Origin of the sequence: Nostoc sp. (assembly GCF_036919595.1) — a bacterium.
Lineage (GTDB): Bacteria > Cyanobacteriota > Cyanobacteriia > Cyanobacteriales > Nostocaceae > Nostoc.
Window position 1 is genome coordinate 1 of the sequence record NZ_JBALCO010000034.1, and the last position, 16,102, is coordinate 16,102.

At 40.9% G+C, this 16,102-nt stretch carries 19 protein-coding genes; 7 read left to right on the forward strand and 12 right to left on the reverse strand.

The genetic code is table 11. From position 1 onward, the window contains the following. Positions 1–360: 360 nt before the first annotated feature. Positions 361–573 (reverse strand): hypothetical protein, encoded by a 213-nt coding sequence (locus V7K21_RS04305; protein WP_335171860.1) that lies wholly within the window; start codon positions 571–573, stop codon positions 361–363. A gap of 21 nt (positions 574–594) precedes the next feature. Next, entirely contained in the window at positions 595–789 is a 195-nt protein-coding gene (locus V7K21_RS04310; RefSeq protein WP_335171862.1) for a hypothetical protein, read from the reverse strand. A 699-nt stretch (positions 790–1,488) separates the two neighbouring features. Between V7K21_RS04310 and V7K21_RS04315 the strand changes: the two genes are divergently transcribed. Beyond that, positions 1,489–1,800 carry a hypothetical protein gene (locus tag V7K21_RS04315; RefSeq protein ID WP_335171864.1) on the forward strand — a complete coding sequence of 104 codons (312 nt, stop codon included), beginning with the start codon at positions 1,489–1,491 and terminating at the stop codon, positions 1,798–1,800. A gap of 241 nt (positions 1,801–2,041) precedes the next feature. Continuing rightward, entirely contained in the window at positions 2,042–2,395 is a 354-nt protein-coding gene (gene trxA / locus V7K21_RS04320) for a thioredoxin (protein WP_335171866.1), read from the forward strand. A 144-nt stretch (positions 2,396–2,539) separates the two neighbouring features. Here trxA and V7K21_RS04325 read toward each other — a convergent pair whose 3' ends face one another. The 4 genes from V7K21_RS04325 to V7K21_RS04340 all read right to left on the reverse strand — a co-directional run bounded on the left by V7K21_RS04325 (position 2,540) and on the right by V7K21_RS04340 (position 7,434). Then, positions 2,540–3,073, reverse strand: a complete 534-nt coding sequence (locus V7K21_RS04325; protein ID WP_335171868.1) for a dihydrofolate reductase family protein — start codon at positions 3,071–3,073, stop codon at positions 2,540–2,542. A 167-nt stretch (positions 3,074–3,240) separates the two neighbouring features. Continuing rightward, the gene (locus V7K21_RS04330; protein ID WP_334864750.1) at positions 3,241–3,495 is read right to left on the reverse strand and encodes a TIGR03643 family protein; all 255 of its coding nucleotides are present in this window, start codon (positions 3,493–3,495) and stop codon (positions 3,241–3,243) included. A gap of 45 nt (positions 3,496–3,540) precedes the next feature. Next, positions 3,541–5,334: an ABC transporter ATP-binding protein gene (locus V7K21_RS04335; protein WP_335171870.1), complete on the reverse strand. Its 1,794-nt coding sequence runs from the start codon at positions 5,332–5,334 to the stop codon at positions 3,541–3,543. 312 nt (positions 5,335–5,646) lie between these two features. Continuing rightward, positions 5,647–7,434: an ABC transporter ATP-binding protein gene (locus V7K21_RS04340; protein WP_335171872.1), complete on the reverse strand. Its 1,788-nt coding sequence runs from the start codon at positions 7,432–7,434 to the stop codon at positions 5,647–5,649. A gap of 347 nt (positions 7,435–7,781) precedes the next feature. Here V7K21_RS04340 and V7K21_RS04345 point away from each other — a divergent pair, with 347 nt between their 5' ends. Beyond that, the gene (locus tag V7K21_RS04345) at positions 7,782–7,961 is read left to right on the forward strand and encodes a hypothetical protein (RefSeq protein ID WP_335171874.1); all 180 of its coding nucleotides are present in this window, start codon (positions 7,782–7,784) and stop codon (positions 7,959–7,961) included. Between the two features lie 39 nt (positions 7,962–8,000). Beyond that, entirely contained in the window at positions 8,001–8,837 is an 837-nt protein-coding gene (locus tag V7K21_RS04350; protein WP_335171888.1) for an L-histidine N(alpha)-methyltransferase, read from the forward strand. 214 nt (positions 8,838–9,051) lie between these two features. Here the strand turns inward: V7K21_RS04350 and V7K21_RS04355 are convergent, their stop codons facing one another. Continuing rightward, complete coding sequence (locus V7K21_RS04355; RefSeq protein ID WP_335171876.1) at positions 9,052–9,264, reverse strand: type II toxin-antitoxin system HicB family antitoxin; 213 nt, start codon at positions 9,262–9,264, stop codon at positions 9,052–9,054. Then, the gene (locus tag V7K21_RS04360; protein WP_273768496.1) at positions 9,248–9,514 is read right to left on the reverse strand and encodes a type II toxin-antitoxin system HicA family toxin; all 267 of its coding nucleotides are present in this window, start codon (positions 9,512–9,514) and stop codon (positions 9,248–9,250) included. The genes V7K21_RS04355 and V7K21_RS04360 overlap by 17 nt, the downstream gene beginning before the upstream one ends. Before the next feature lie 457 nt (positions 9,515–9,971). On the opposite strand from V7K21_RS04360, the gene V7K21_RS04365 reads away from it, so the two are divergent. Both V7K21_RS04365 and V7K21_RS04370 read left to right on the forward strand, forming a co-directional pair. Further along, a complete protein-coding gene (locus V7K21_RS04365) occupies positions 9,972–10,742 on the forward strand; it encodes a pentapeptide repeat-containing protein (protein ID WP_335171878.1) in 771 nt (256 codons plus the stop codon). A gap of 64 nt (positions 10,743–10,806) precedes the next feature. After that, positions 10,807–11,427: a TenA family protein gene (locus tag V7K21_RS04370; protein WP_335171880.1), complete on the forward strand. Its 621-nt coding sequence runs from the start codon at positions 10,807–10,809 to the stop codon at positions 11,425–11,427. 484 nt (positions 11,428–11,911) lie between these two features. Here V7K21_RS04370 and ssuE read toward each other — a convergent pair whose 3' ends face one another. Genes ssuE through ssuD form a run of 3 tightly spaced genes read right to left on the reverse strand, consistent with a single transcriptional unit; the run spans position 11,912 to position 14,283 of the window. Continuing rightward, positions 11,912–12,478 carry an NADPH-dependent FMN reductase gene (gene ssuE, locus V7K21_RS04375; protein WP_335171882.1) on the reverse strand — a complete coding sequence of 189 codons (567 nt, stop codon included), beginning with the start codon at positions 12,476–12,478 and terminating at the stop codon, positions 11,912–11,914. A gap of 17 nt (positions 12,479–12,495) precedes the next feature. Further along, positions 12,496–13,113 carry a beta-class carbonic anhydrase gene (locus V7K21_RS04380; RefSeq protein WP_335079849.1) on the reverse strand — a complete coding sequence of 206 codons (618 nt, stop codon included), beginning with the start codon at positions 13,111–13,113 and terminating at the stop codon, positions 12,496–12,498. 27 nt (positions 13,114–13,140) lie between these two features. Next, the gene (ssuD, locus tag V7K21_RS04385; protein ID WP_335171890.1) at positions 13,141–14,283 is read right to left on the reverse strand and encodes an FMNH2-dependent alkanesulfonate monooxygenase; all 1,143 of its coding nucleotides are present in this window, start codon (positions 14,281–14,283) and stop codon (positions 13,141–13,143) included. A gap of 626 nt (positions 14,284–14,909) precedes the next feature. On the opposite strand from ssuD, the gene msrB reads away from it, so the two are divergent. Next, positions 14,910–15,404 (forward strand): peptide-methionine (R)-S-oxide reductase MsrB, encoded by a 495-nt coding sequence (msrB, locus tag V7K21_RS04390; RefSeq protein ID WP_335171884.1) that lies wholly within the window; start codon positions 14,910–14,912, stop codon positions 15,402–15,404. Between the two features lie 511 nt (positions 15,405–15,915). On the opposite strand, the gene V7K21_RS04395 is transcribed toward msrB, so the two are convergent. Then, on the reverse strand, positions 15,916–16,077 hold the full coding sequence (locus V7K21_RS04395) for a hypothetical protein (RefSeq protein ID WP_335171886.1): 162 nt from the start codon (positions 16,075–16,077) through the stop codon (positions 15,916–15,918). Between the last annotated feature and the right edge of the window lie 25 nt (positions 16,078–16,102).

Below are 16,102 nucleotides of genomic sequence, written 5' to 3' on the forward strand. Positions count from 1 at the left end.
TGGTCTTAATCTCCTCGAAGTTATTACTGATGCTTTAGAAGGTAATGTCTCTGTTTTCCTTTCCTCTATTACTACTAGCTAGGCAGTTACGAATTCTCAAAGAATATACAGGTTCAGTAGCTTTAGTGTAACTTGGTGCTTGATAATTTTTTGTGAATGTTCCTTCCCTACAGGACGCTAACACGAACACCCTCACCATACTGGTAGCAGTAACCAAAACTCTCAGTACTAATCCAAGGCATCTACTGTTAAAAAACGTTTGCCTAAACCGCACCCCCAGGCATCACAATCACTATGCTCTGCTTTTTATTAACAGAGATTCTGTGTTTTGAATAAACTTTGCAACACAAATTTATAATCTTAATCGTCTAGTAAACTCATCAACGCTTGGATTTCAGCGTCTTGCGGCTCTGATAATTGACCCTGTAACTTTAATAATTCATGTTGTAATCCTTCTGCTACATAGAGCAGATTAGATTCTTGTGCAATTTTTAGCTGATTTTCTTTAATTTTGATTTGTTTAAGCAACTTGTTTTCAACATGAATTGAATTATTGTAATGTTGAGCAATCATAGCTTTACATTTCTTATCAATCTATAGAGTGCAATTAAATTTACCACCTATGTATTGTTCCACACTTTTATGATTTTTTGAATATCTAGTGATTTGATCTTTTGAGTGTTTAGGGATATGGCATTTCTTCTTGCCTAAATAGTTGATTTTTTGTTCGGGGTTTTTAGGACATTGAATCGGACGCTCAATGCCATTTTGCTTTATAGCGATTTTCATTTTAATGAGGACACGGCATTGCCGTGTCCCTACCTTGTATCTGTGTTCATCTGTGGTTAATTATTTTTTCTATACCTTACCTATGTGGAAACCGCTATATTCTGCGAAGGAGGAGACTTTTAGGGAGCATCTCAATAGCAAGCAAATTTACCAAAATCGTTAAAAGTCAATTGCGAATGAAGCATACTCCAACTCTACCAGACGCTTTGCGAACACTGCGTTTTGCTCACAATGACAAATTATGTTTTTACAGATTTGGGATGCTCCCGACTTTTAACGATAAATCCTCAAACGACAAAATTGTATAGTTTTTTCCACAAATCCATTCTCAATAGTTTGGGAATATTGGCTTAATACACCATATCGATATTTTTACAGGCTTTTACAAAAATGTAAATTATGATATAAGATAATCCGGTTCAGTTAAGGCTAAGACTCTTTGTAAAAGTCAATTTTTTGAAATAACCGCAAGTAACGCAAAGGACACGTTCGCGTTAGCGGAGCCTCTCGTAGAGAAGCGTCTCTAAGAGTTGTGGCTTCCCGCAGGGTAGGACACAAAGAGAAGAAATAAATGCTTAACTGAACTGTATTGTGATATAAGATTGGTTGATTTCGGGAGAATTTTTAGATAACACGCATTAACTTATTTGTTACTTCACCGAGTCTTCTAGATATGCTAAACATTTTTTTGTGAACAGAATGGACTTAAAGTTTATAAAGAGAAAGCTTTTTACCTTTGTAAAAATTATATCTACAGTGCTTATAACAAGCGCAATTGGATTGGAATCGTGGAATATTTATGCAGTAATAACTAATAGTTATTTACCAAGCAGTCTTAATCCAATTTTTTGGATTGAGCGTTTTGCCATGACGAGCCATTTTATAGAAAGCATTATAGCAGCTTTTTATGCACCTTCAAGAAAGAAGATGCCAATAAAATATGCTATTTATACTTTTTTTGTAGGCACAATTGGGTTGTTAGAACTGTTTGATCAGCAGGATGACTATTGATACCTCCACGCCTTGAAGGTATGAGATTTTTGGATTAGGTAGGTTATTAGGGTGCGTTATGCGATCGCAAACGTACCCTACGTAAGAAAATTGTAGGTTATTAAATCCACGCTATCAAGCAAAAGTCAGTTGCGGGGGTTTCCCAATCTAGGTGACTGGTAAATCTGACAGCCAGAAGGGAGTATAGTTTGTATAGTTAGCTTTTTGCTGAAATTTTAGTTTGACACTAAGGAATTAAAAAATGTCTAATGATATTAAGATAGTTGCTTACGTTGAAGAAAGTGAATTTGATACTGTTTTAACTGGAAGTGAAGAGAAAGTCGTTGTTGTTGATTTTACTGCTACTTGGTGTGGCCCCTGTCGCCTGATCAGTCCGTTAATGGATCAACTTGCCCAAGAATACAAAGGTCGCGCCAAAGTCGTTAAGGTAGACGTTGACAGCAACAAGCCAATTTTCAAAAAATTTGGTCTTCGCAGTATTCCAGCAGTTTTAATTTTCAAAGATGGTACTTTAGCAGAAACTATCGTGGGAGTTTCTCCTTACGAAGACTTCAGCAACGCTGTTCAGAAGCTTCTTGAGGTTGCTTCAACGTAAATAATAATTCATAATAAAAAAGGGTTTATACCTGATGCTTAATAACGGCAGTCACGTTTCAGGTGGAGTTTAACTTCCCCGAAGTTCCGAGCCTCGCAAGCCGACCCTCGGACTTCTTACCATTTGAAACACAATTATAAATTTTTAACCCTTTCCTTTTTGCCTATAATGTGATTGGAGTAAACCACTAGGATATTGTTTTGAGTCAATCAGCTCCAATTTTTCTTCAAGGCTAGCTGGTGGGAAAAGGTGTGTACCACCACCTAAGATAATTGGAATAGTTGAAATAATATATTCGTCAATCAAGCTGTGCTGAAGAAACGAATTGATTAATGCTCCGCCACCAACTAGCCAGATATTTTCCAAACCTTGAGCCTCCATATTTGCTAAGACATGCTTCACTGTGTCCGAAACAAACACAACGTCTTCGCGGTCAGATTGGAGATGGCGCTGGGTGAAAACGAAGGATTTTTTCGCCGGATAAGGCCATTCATCGAAACTAAGTCCTACTTCATATGTATTGCTGCCCAAGACAATAGCATCAATAGATTCGTAAAAAGCAGCGTAACCGTAGTCTTCTCCTTCTATATCAAGGATTGATAGCCAATCAATTCCACCATCGCTACGAGCAATGTAGCCATCCAAACTAGCTGCGATGTAAAGCGTAACTTTCGTCATTGTGCTTGGTGAATGTGGTAGTTTTCACTCAATTGGTGCAAGCGATGCCTGCGGCAACGCGAAGCGTGAACGCAGGCTTATTTCTTTTAAAGTATTTTAGCTTCTGATGGTTCTGGACGATATTTTGATTGAACACATGATAAAAAAGCGATCACTTACCCAATTAGTTAGGTTTTTTGATTGGACGATTTAAACCGACCTGCAATAAATTCTCGCTTAGATAAATGCTTTGTATTGCGTTTGGTGACTCGCTCGCGCCACATCTGGAAACTAGATTCCTTCATTTCGCGCCTCATTAAGGCAATTACTTGTTTCTCCAGCAGCCCAAACTGAGCCTCAATGGCATCAAAAGATGTTCTATCTTCCCATGCCATTTCAATAATGCGATCGATGGTTTGTGAATCGAGGTTAGGTAGGTTCATTCCTTTGCTGGCAATTGATAAATTCGAGCTATATATATTTTACTTTCAGTTTTGAAGAACCATTGTGTCTGCTGCACCCAGTTGTAGGGCATAGAGGTTGGCATAGACACCCTGCTGATTGATAAGTTCGGCGTGAGTACCCTGCTCTACAATTTGTCCCTGCTGAATTACTAATACCTGATCTGCCAGAGTAACTGTACTGAGGCGGTGAGCAATCACGAAGCTGGTACGACCTTGCAGCAAGCGGGCGATCGCAGTTTGTACTAGCGCTTCTGTGCGGGTATCGATGCTGCTGGTGGCTTCATCGAGAATCAGAATTTGGGGGTTAATCAACACCGCACGGGCAATACTGATCAGTTGTCGCTGTCCTTGGCTCAGGGGAGCGCCCCGTTCACCCAATTGAGTTGTATAACCCTGTGACAGTGAGGTAATGAACTCATGCACATTTGCTAGTTGTGCAGCCTCTTCGATATCAGCTTGGGTGGCGTAAGGAGCGCCAAAGGAAATGTTTTCGGCGACGGTGCCGCTGAACAGAATATTGTCTTGCAGGACGATGCCAATTTGACGGCGCAGACTTGCTTGAGTCACGCTACGCACATCAACATCATCAATTTTCACGGCACCGCCAGATACATCGTAGAAGCGCAAAATCAAGTTAATGATCGTACTTTTTCCCGAACCTGTCGGTCCTACTAACGCAACCATCTGCCCTGGATAGGCGTGCAAATTCACCCCTTTGAGAACCAATTGATCTGGGTTGTAGCCAAACTTAACATTTTCAAATGTCACTTCACCCTGAATAGGCAGCATTTCTGTCGCATTGGGTGCGTCTTTGAGTTCTGACGGTTCATCTAGCAATAGAAAGATTCGCTCTAATCCGGCGAAGGCAGATTGAGCTTGGGTGTAAAACTGGCTGAGAATTTGGATCGGGCGGAAGAATTGCTGGACATAAAGTAAAAAAGATGTCACCACACCCACGGTTGCACCTCCAGTGACCGCAAGATAACCACCATAGGCCAGCACGGCTGCCGTTGCTAGTGTGTTGAGAAAATCGATCGAGGGCAAAAAGGCCGAAGTAATTGCTACAGCATCGACGTTAGCATCACGATTGGCAGCGTTGAGAATGTCAAATTCTGCGATGTTCATCTGTACACGATTAAATGCCTGTGCTTCTCTGACGCTACCAATATCTTCTTCCAACTTGGCGGAAAGCTCCCCAATGGTCTGTCGTGTAACACGAAACCTGGCTCTTGCCCAACGCGCAAACAAGCTTGTGGTAAAAATCATCAGTGGCACAACCAGATTGCTCAACAAACCGAGTTGCAGGTTGATTGAGAGCATAGCAATGATTATGCCAACTAAACTGAAAGTGTTGCCCAGCATTTGGGCGATTGTCAATCCAAATGCTTGATTTACAGTATTGACATCATTCAGCAGGCGGCTCATTAAATCGCCTGCTTCGCTGCGATCAAAAAAGCTGAGTGGCAGACTTTGGATTTTAGTGAAAATATCTTGCCTCAGTTGAGCCAGCAATCGCTGCATAATCCAGCCGACTCGAATAATTTGACCCCGGATTGCCAAGATTCCAAGTCCATAGTTCAGCGCTAGTAGCCCTAATAACACCAGCAGTCCTTGCAAATTCCCTTGTTTAATTAGGTGATCAATCGACCAACCGATGAAAAACGGCCCAATTGCCTGGGTTACAGCACCAATAAATACTAATGTCAAGGCGATGGGAATATCTTTGCGATAAAGTAGCAGGTATTGCAAAAAGCGCCGCAGGGTGGAAAATTGCTGACTCGCCTGCTCAGATGCAACAACGGTAACTGTGCCTCTCATACCAATTTTGGATTTTAGATTTTGGATTTTGGATTAAAAGTCTTTGTGTTTATTCGCTGTTATAAAAATCTCAAGCAAAACTATTTATCAATACGGTTGGGTTAAAGCTTAACTCTTCCTCCTCGTCAATTTTTTTTAGGTAGACGCCCAGGCTACTGCCATCTATAGGAGACACTACCTATAGCTTGCTTCCCCGTAGGGGTACGCGCAGCCTCCGCACCAGAAGGACGCATTCGCCTCTGGTTTAGTAGAGAAGAATGCAAAGGAAGAGAAGGAAGAAATGCTTAACTGAACTGTACTGGACTACTTATACTAATTTAGGATCATTTGTTTCTTCACCTTAACCTGAGATTCCAAAATCACACCGTAGAGCGGGCTGGTTTGCATCAATTCCTCATGGGTGCCTTGTGCCACTAATCGTCCTTTATCTATAAGAAAAATGCGATCGGCATTCTTGACGGTGCTAATACGTTGAGCTACTACAAAAGTTGTACAAGCTTTTTGGTGGATTAACTTATCCAGTTCGGCTTGAATTTGGGCAGCAGTCTTGGCATCCACAGCCGAGGTACTATCGTCCAAAATCAGAATGCTGTAATCGGTAAGTAAGGTCCGAGCGATCGCAATTCGTTGTTTTTGTCCACCAGACAAGCCCACGCCCCGTTCACCCACGATCGTCTCGTAGCCATCGGGTAGGCTGGTAATAAAATCGTGTATTTGTGCGGTTTTTGCAACCTCAATTACCTGCTCTAGAGTTGCATTGGGTTTTGCGTAGGCAATATTTTCGCGGATTGTGCCAGAGAAGAGGGTGGTTTCCTGAAATACAATGCCAATACGCGATCTAAGGCTTTTGAGCGTCAAACCTTTTACATCTCGTCCGTCAATGCGAACAGCTCCCCCTGTGACATCGTAAAAGCGGGGAATTAAGTTCATAATTGTACTTTTTCCCGAAGCAGTCATCCCTAGAACGGCGATCAACTCGTTAGGCTTTGTTTCAAAGGAAACTTCTTTAAGAGCTTCGGTTGTCGCTCCTGGATAGCGAAAGGAAACATTTTCAAAGGTGATTCTCCCACCGCAGGTGTCAAATGGGACAGCACCGGGGCGATCGCGAATTTCTATCTCTGCATCTACAACTTCATAAATTCGTTCCGCAGAAGCAGCTGATTGAGCGATCGCAGGTGCAGCAAATCCAATCAACAAAATAGGTTGGAGAATTAACGCTAGGTAGGAGTTAAACGCCACCAGTTCGCCAATGGAAAATCTGCGCCCAATCACCTGCGCTCCTCCGTAGCCGAAAACTGCCAGTGTTACCAAATTACTCAATAAGAATATTAACGGAAAGGTATTACGGATGGCGCTAATGGTCTTCATGTTTGCCCTGACTAGACCATCATTTAGGGTCGTGTAACGCGACCTTTCAGTTGACTCCCGCACAAAGGCTTTCACTACCCGTATTCCTAGTAAGTTTTCTTGCAATACAGCATTGAGGTCGCTCAGTTGCTCTTGTACTTGCCGAAAAAGTTTATCATTCCGGGTAATAAATTGCGCCATCACCCATCCAGATAGGGGCACTACTGTCAGCGTAATCAGTGCTAATCGCCAGTTCATCACCAGCAAAATCACCGAAATACTCACCAATGTCACAACTGAACCGATGACCTGAATTAAGCTAGTGCCAACAAAGGTACGGATCTGCTCAATATCGCTGGTGACACGAGTTAGCAGTTGAGAAGTCTGCGCCTGGTCATGATAACTGAAACTGAGATTTTGAATTTTGCTAAAAATTTTGTTTCGCAGGTCATAGGCTACACCCTGAGACATCGCTTCTGCCAAATAGCTTTGTCCAAAGTTAAATAAACCACGAGCGATCGCGGCAAGTACCATCCAGGCGGCGCTATATAGCACAATTTGGAGGTTTTTTGGGATGATGCCCTGATCAATTCCCCACCGAAATAGTTGTGGGGTAACTGCGTTTGCGATCGTCAACAGCAACAGGCTGGCCAATGCTCCCAGCGAAGTCCATCGGTAAGTGCTTAAACTCTCAAGCACCCGCTGGATTGACTGTATCGACGAAGTTTCCTGGAGTTCTGGTTGCTGAACCAATGGTATTTACCCCTGTATCTTTGAGAAATTATCTCCTATTTTGATTGTAAAAAACCAATTCGCCAGTTGACAGTGGAGAATGTAGGATGGAGAGCAACTCTCTTATTCGTGGTAGAAATTCCGAATTTTGGGACAGTGGCATGAGAAAATACCTCTTTGGCAAGCATTGTGGCTAGGGGGTGTTTTCAAAGTCTTAGATTCCCCTAACCTCCCTTTTAAAGGCTTACTCAGAGTCTCTTAAAGTCCTCATTTTTAAGGGGAATTTAAAAAGTTAGGAGTCTAAATGAGTAGTTTGAAAACACGCCCTAATCCATTTAAATACTTCAGAAAACCAAAGAACAAGAATAATGGCTCAAAATTTTCATAGCAATTCCCAACTTCCATCAGATATTTCAACTGCTATCACTCGCACAGCAAAGCCAAGTTCTGAGTTCTACTCTCTTTTTTCTGAGGAAGAAGTTATAGGGATAATTCATGCATTAGAAATCAGACGAGAAATACCTCTAAAGTATTCTTATAAAGGTTGAGGCGCAAAAATCTGGGATGATTTTTATCTAAAATATATTATTCCTACATGGTATCGGACATCAAGTATAGAAGTTGACCTTTTAAAGAAGAATTTTAAATACTTTAATGAGAATATTCAAAGTGGCAAAAGAGTAAATATTGTAGACGTGGGTGCAGGAAATTCATATCCAGTTAAAAATTTTATTCAAAGACTTAATAAATTAGGAAAAATTAATAAATATATTGCTTTAGATATCAGCGAGGAATTGCTTCATTTATCCAAAAATAATTTTAGAAAATGGTTTCCTTTCATTGACTTTATCAGTTCTACGATTGACATAGAAAATAGTAGCATACCCAAAATTTTATTTCAAAATAAAGCTAGCCTTGAAATTGATGATACAGCAAAAATATTTTTCCACTTAGGTGTTACCATTGGAAATCATCAAAATAGAGATGAGGTACTCAAAAACTTTAGAGATAGCATGGGAAAAAACGATTTTCTGGTGTTTACTAATGAAACTGGTTCTAACTCTCAATGGGATGGAAACGTCAGAGGTGGCTGCAAGTATCATGTAGAAGAAATATATGGATGGGTTAAAAATAATATTGGGATTAAATCTGAAGATTGTGAATTGGTGAGAAAGTATGATTTAAAAACAGATAGTATAGTTGCTAATATTAAATTTAGTCGTAATTACATTATAAATTTGAGTCGGATGGGGATAGATAAGAAAATTGAAATATCTGAAGGTGAAGAAATTACTATTTGGCGACATCACAAGTATGAAATTCCTAAACTTTTGCAAGAAATAGAATGTTCTGGACTACAACTTATTCACTATAATACTGACAAATACAAATCACATATTATGGTGATTTGTGCGGTTCGTTAAAAAAATTGACGAGGACAAAGAGTTAAGCTAAAATCTGCGGTGTTCAGATCCCTGACTTCGTAAAAGTTGTCGGGGATTTAATACCAATTCTGTATTGGCAATTGGTAAAATTTTTTAAACTTTTTAGCAAGAAACTTTTCTTGTCCGTATGCAATTAGGTGTGAAATATTTCTGAGAATGCTAAAAAATCAGTTGCCCTTGGGTTGTTTATTAATTAGATGTACATTAAACGCCGTCTAGGTTCAGGAACTGGACGCCCTAAATCTTTAGCTATTTCTATCCATTCCTGCACAACTACTTCTACATTGTGCAGGGCTTCTTGATAAGTCTCACCGTCAGCAGTACAGCCTGATAATTCTGGTACTTCAGCAATAAAAGCTTGATCTAGTTCACTCCAGTAGAGAATAATTTCATAACGAAATATCATTTTTACTTCCTAGCTTATACTTGATAATTACTGCACGAACTTGTTTAATTTGATAGCTTTTGGCTTTTCCTCTCTTATGTTGCAGGTTCAATATTTCCTCAACATCAGCTTTGACAAAAATCCGATGATCGCCACGAATTCGTTCATCAAAGCCTAGTGTATATAAGAGTTGCCACAGTTGTGCGAAAGGGATGTCTGTATCAGAAGTCCCAGAGAGGATTTTTTCTAAGAGTTTGTCTTGCTGACTCACGTTTTTCTGACTGTCTTAATGTTTCTATAGTCTCATATTTATTTAAAATCAGGGTATACACGAGCAAATCTCTGTTTTTACTCCTGAGTGAGATGACATTAGCACAAAGTACACATGCATAGCGGTTTGTCGTTAAACATTGCTTCTTTGTAAAATCAAGAAATGCAATCTGTGTATATTTGACTTAAAGTCCAAAGAAGTGGAAGTGTAAATTTTATGTCTAATTGTCAAAAAGTATTACAGCAAGGTCAAGGTCTGACCCCTGAAGAACAAATAATTAGCTAGGCATAAATAATTAGAAGATAATGAACCTGCACAACCAGTGAGTGTTTACTCAAATTTATAAGTGATATAGGCAACTACAGAGGGCAAACTGTTCAGATTGCTCATATCATAGGCTGAGGTATAAATCCGTCTTAGTCAATATTAAATATTGAGTAATAAATATTACGCAAATATGAACAACCAAATTCTAGTCATAGCTGCCTTTTTAACCACGATTAGTTTGACAACAACCGTACAAGCAGCAAATTCTGAACACGTTAGACAGTTATTGGCAACCAAACAATGTCAAAACTGTGATTTAACCAGTGCAGGTTTAGTGATGGCTGACTTATCTGGAGCCAATTTGAGTGGTGCTAATCTCACAGGTGCTAACCTCAGCCGGGCAAACTTGAGCGGTGCTGATTTACGGGGTGCAAACTTGAGTGGCGCGAGTTTATTTGGTGTTAACCTAAGCCAAACTAAGTTTAGTGGGGCAAATTTGGCGGGTGCTGATTTAAGAAATACCTATCTAGCAAATGCAGAACTGACTGGTGCTTACTTAAATGGCGCTAACTTCCAAGGCGCAGTTGGTATACCATCACAAATTGCTTCACCAGAAGAATTTTATGCTTTGGGTGTAGCAGAAGCACAAAAAGGTAACCAACAGCAAGCAATCAGTTATTTTAATCAGGCGATCGCTATTAAACCAGAATATGCCGGTGCTTATTTAGCTCGTGGTGTTGCCTGTTACCAAATACTGGATAGACAAGGTGCATTCAAAGATGCCCAAGTTGCTGAAAAATTGTTTACATCCCAAAACAATACGGCTGGAACGCAAACAGCCCAGGCTTTTATTAAAGAACTGCAAACACCCGTAAATGAGAAGGTAAGCGCTGGTAAGCCCAGTTTCGTTGACTTTTTGGGAAGTCTTGGCTCAGTTTTGCTTCAGTTCTTACCTTTTTGAGTGCTTCTTTTTTGAGAGGGAGAGTTCACGGAACAGAGGGATAATAACAGATGACAAATGACAAATGACTTTATCTAACGAATTATGGGCAGCAAATCAAGACTTAGCCCAAGCTTGCCTAAAGCATCCTTTCGTTCAAGGCATTGGCGATGGTACTCTTGAGCAGGCGAAATTTGCTTACTACGTAGGGCAAGATGCTTTTTTCTTAGAAGCTTTTGCCCGTGCGTATAGTATTGCCGCAGCTAAAGCACCAGACTGGTTAGGTTTCACCACATTTCATAACCTAGCTAGTGAAGCGTTAGAAGAATTGCGGATGCATATTGGCTATGCTTCCCAGTGGGGAATCAATTTAAATTCTGTGGAACCAGGAGCCACCACCCGCCGCTATACTGACTTTTTGTTAGCAACTGCTTGGGGTAGAGATGTGGGTTTAACTGCTGCGGCGATGTCTCCGTGTATGCGTTTGTATGCCTTTTTGGGAGAACAATTAGCTGATAACGGCATTCCTAATCATCAATATGCAGACTGGATTCGTACTTATAGCAGTGTAGACTTTCAACAACCAACACAACAATTAGAAAGTTTGGTTGACAATTATGCCACTACTAATTCTGTTGTGCATTCAACCTATCGTTATGCTATGTTTTGCGAACGCGACTTTTTTCAGGCTGCGTGGGAGTGTTAAAAACTGCTGTTATCATTTGCTCAAAAATAGCCTAGTACCGCAAGGCGAAAGTCAAAAGTCAAAAGTATTACGGAATGAACTTTTTAGGGTTTTTAAATGGTTGCTCTATTTACGCCGTGTTGTACTAGACAAATTCCTCCCAACTTTTCCAGAGGAACGTTCCGCCGCTATGGCGTTCCTGCATGGGTAAGGTAGAGAAAAAATAATTAACTACAGATAAATACAGATACAAGGTAGGACACGGCATTGCCAAATCTTACCTTGTATCTCATTCAAATGAGAATCGCTATATATGGGAAAAATCAAAAATTATAGCGGTGTTAGTTGAATAGAATAGAGAGGAATGGAAGCAAGGTTTAGGCGTAGTCTATTCATTTGAATATCATTATAAAAGTGTAATTTTTGAGAGTAATTTTAAAGATAGGTAGCAGATGGGTAAAACTACCCCTCTGCTACAAGTAAACAGAGGTATAAACTTGATTAGTTAATTGGCATGAGCCAATTCTTGAGGCGCTGCGGCATCATATTCTACAGCTTTAACAAATTCCTTGAGAACGTCTTCGAGTCTTTGCTCAATTTCCTCATCTAACAGCACACTGTTATCAGCTTGTCGTTGAATTTGTTTGTCTACCGCATAAACAGTAGCTAGGATATGCCGCGCTCCTAATTCAGATAATACAGGTTTCAGGGCATATTCAATTGCCAATAAGTGAGCGATCGTCCCACCAAGGGCAATTGGTAACACGGGTTTACCTGTCAATGATTTTTGTGGCAGCAAATCTAGAAATGTTTTCAGCACTCCTGTATAAGCAGCTTTGTAAATTGGGGTGGCAATAATCACACCATCTGCCTTTGCTAATAAAGCTTTTGGCTGTTCTAAAGCAGGGCTATCGTATCGTCCAAAAACTAAATCTTCAGCAGGCAAATCCCGAACTGAAATAATGTCTACATGCAAGCCTTTTTGTTGTAAAAGCTTGGCAGTGTATTCCACAAAACCGTAAGTTCTGGATGGATGAGTTGGACTACCAGCGATCGCTAAAATATTTGTCATTCAATTGAACTCCCAATTTATAAAACGGGTTCAGTGTGTTTTGTGGTTTTGGTCTTCATAGCTTCTGCTGTGTTGACCTTTTCACTCAGACGTTTGTAAGGACGGCGCAAACTCATACTCTCTACTTCCCAGATGTAGCCATGAATAACTACATCTTGGGGAATTAAAGGAGAATTACGCAGCAATTCCACCTGCTGTGTGCAGATTTTGTCCACATCGGTAAACGTTTTGATCCATTTGGAAAAAACGCCTTTTGCTAGCTTCAACTCTGGCAAAGCAGGATCGATCGTAACTTGATCCACGTCAATACCTTGGTTTCGCAATACCTCACTGAGAAAGTCTCCTGATGCTGTCATCATGCCACATTCGGTATGGTTAATGACGATGATTTCTCTTGTGCCAAAAAACTGTGTAGTTAACATCGCTGACCGAATAGCATCATCCGTAACTAAGCCACCGGCATTACGGAAAATATGAGCATCTCCTTCACCAATTCCTAATGCTTTGTCCACAGGTAAACGTTCGTCCATGCAAGTTAGCACCCACAAGCGTTTATTGTTAGGTATCCCCAACTGACGACGCAATGCCCACGCTTGTTTTTCAGAAATCTTTTGGTCAATTTGTTGGTGCAACATCGCTGGTAATCTCTTAGTTCTTATCTATTAGGATATAGACGTTGCTCTTTGCTGAGGCTGCTGCTTAGGGAAATCTTCATTTGCGACAATCTCACCAAATGGACTCAAGACATGTTGCTTCTCCACTGCTGGCAGATTCTCTAAGGGCAAATGGGGAAATAAAAGTTCTGCGACTCGATAAGCTTCCTCTAAGTGGGGATAGCCAGAGAGGATAAAGGACTCAATGCCTAAATCTGCATATTCCAACATTCTGGCAGCTACAGTTTGAGGATCGCCTACTAAGGCTGTTCCTGCACCTCCTCGTACCAAACCGACTCCCGCCCACAGGTTCGGGCTAATCTCTAATGCCTCACGATTACCGTGGTGTAATTGAGTCATCCGCTGTTGTCCAACTGAATCCATCCGAGCATAAGCTTTTTGAGCTTTAGCGATCGCCTCGTCATCTACATACTTAATCAATTGATTCGCCGCATCCCAAGCTTCACTCTCGGTTTCGCGCACAATCACATGTAGGCGAATCCCAAACCGCAAAGTTCGGCCTTCTGATAAAGCAAGTCTGCGAGCCGATGCAATCTTCTCGGCTACTTGCGCGGGTGGTTCGCCCCAAGTTAGATAGACATCTACATGCTTGGCAGCAATTTTTTGGGCGATCGCAGAGGAACCGCCAAACCACAAGGGCGGATATGGCTTCTGGACCGGTGGAAACAGCAACTTACCATCCTGAATGTTGAGATAGTCGCCTTGAAGATTAACTTGTTCACCACTGGCGATCGCTCGCCATACTGTCAAAAATTCATCTGTTAATTCATAGCGCTGATCGTGATCCAAATGCAAGCCATCTCCAGCCAACTCCACAGGATCGCCCCCTGTCACGACATTAATCAGCAAACGTCCACTAGAGAGGCGATCAAAAGTCGCCGCCATCCGCGCTGCCACCCCAGGTGATACCAAGCCGGGACGAATCGCCACTAAAAAACGCATCTGTCGCGTTAGTGATACCAGCGTTGACGCTACAATCCAAGCATCTTCGCAAGAACGTCCTGTAGGCAGCAATGCCCCTGTATAACCAAGGTCATCCACCGCTTGGGCTATCTGCCGCAGATAAGAAAAGCTTACTGCTCGTCCGCCTGTAGCAGTTGCAAGGTAACGTCCGTCGCCGTGGGTTGGGATGAATCATAGTAGCTGCATGAGTCCTGTCCTTTTAAACTACGGTAATTTAATAGAAATACCGTAGTTTTATTGTAGTTTTCAGAGTATCACATATTCCACTTAACCAAGCAAGAAGTTTTTTATAAAACTACGGTATTCCTATCAAACCAATGTATATTAAGCCGTGTTCGATCAGGTGGCGATCGGAAAAATTAGGTATCGGGCATTGGGTATTAGTTATTTCTTCGTCTCTCCCCTGCTTCCCCTACATCTATGCACGACATCTAACACACATTCAGGTGTACTGTCCAAAATCAAGTCAAGTTGATCGGATTCCCGTTCAGTATTTTCTTGAACGCATTGCGGCAGGTTAAATTAACGTGAGTTTTATCAACTAAAAAACGGCAGAACGAAGGGCAGGTAAGTCTTTGGGACAAATATCAAGTAAGGGTTTTTGAGGCAAATAAGTGTAAGCAGCTAAACCAGCCATCAAGTTGACCCCGAACCCAATAATGTTATTTTTTAGCTAATTTTAATCAGTTTATCAGCGCTAATTCAGAGCAATCGCTGATTATAGTCATTAATGTAGGGAATTCCGTACTGGAGTTGATTGGCCAGTTAACCGGAAAATAGAAAATAATAGATATATGGACAAACGGAATTTTCTACAGGCTAGTGCAGTAATAGTCGGCACAGCATTGTTATCAAGGTATATCAATTGGGGGTCAAAAGAGATGACAACTTCTAAGAGTGGATTTGAAGTTACCAAACCTGAGCAAGAGTGGCGCACGATTTTAACGCCAGAACAGTTTAATGTATTGCGTAAACATGGGACTGAACGCCCTCACACCAGCCCATTGGATAAAGAATACGACAATGGTACTTATTATTGTGCGGCGTGTGAACAGCCACTGTTTACATCTGATACCAAATTTAACAGTGGTACTGGCTGGCCTAGCTTTTTTAATCCAATTGAAGGTGCGATCGCTATTACTGAAGATAAGTCGTTGTTTATGACCAGAACTGAAGTACATTGTAGTCGCTGTGGTGGTCATTTGGGTCATGTTTTTGATGACGGCCCTGCACCCACTGGTCAGCGCTATTGCATGAATGGTGTTTCGCTGAAGTTTACTCCTGCTTAATTTAGTTGCCCAGAAGTAGCCCGTCGTAGACATTGCACGCGCTGCCAACCTAAATTATCAGATTTTAAGATTTGACCAAGAGTGAATAAATTTTTGACAATAATTTCTCCTACTCAATGCTACTGGACGAAGTATTGTCAATTTTAGGGAATGAACTCTTGGTCTTCGTTAAATGTATTTACTTAAATCGTCCTATTTATTTGGGTCTTTTTTATCCTTTTTGTCTTTCGGATCTTTTTTAGGTTTTTTAACTTCTTTATTACTTTTTCTTTCCTTTGACATCAGCGTTCTCCAATTATATTAATCAGTGCAAGCTTCCAGATTCTGCCGTCAGCAAAGCAGTAGATGACTTATCTAATATTTTTTTAAGGCAAAAAAAGAAAACATCAGACATCAATACTACTAACTACCATGATAAGGTGTTGTTTGATTTAATGTAGCTTGAATTTATATTGCCAGAGGTTGCCCAAATTCCATGAAGATTTAGGTTATATCACGTCCGCCTAATTATTTATAATTCAAAACTCTCTGCGTCTCCTTTAGGAAAAGTTATGATCTGACTTTTCACCTCATGTGGAAAAACCAACGCCAAACCTAACCGTTGAGGTAACCGTTCATGGGGTTCGCAAAGGTTACCGGAGAAAATACACATTGATGGTAGAGTCAGAGGCATGGATGTCTTGTGCCTCATTTACGGG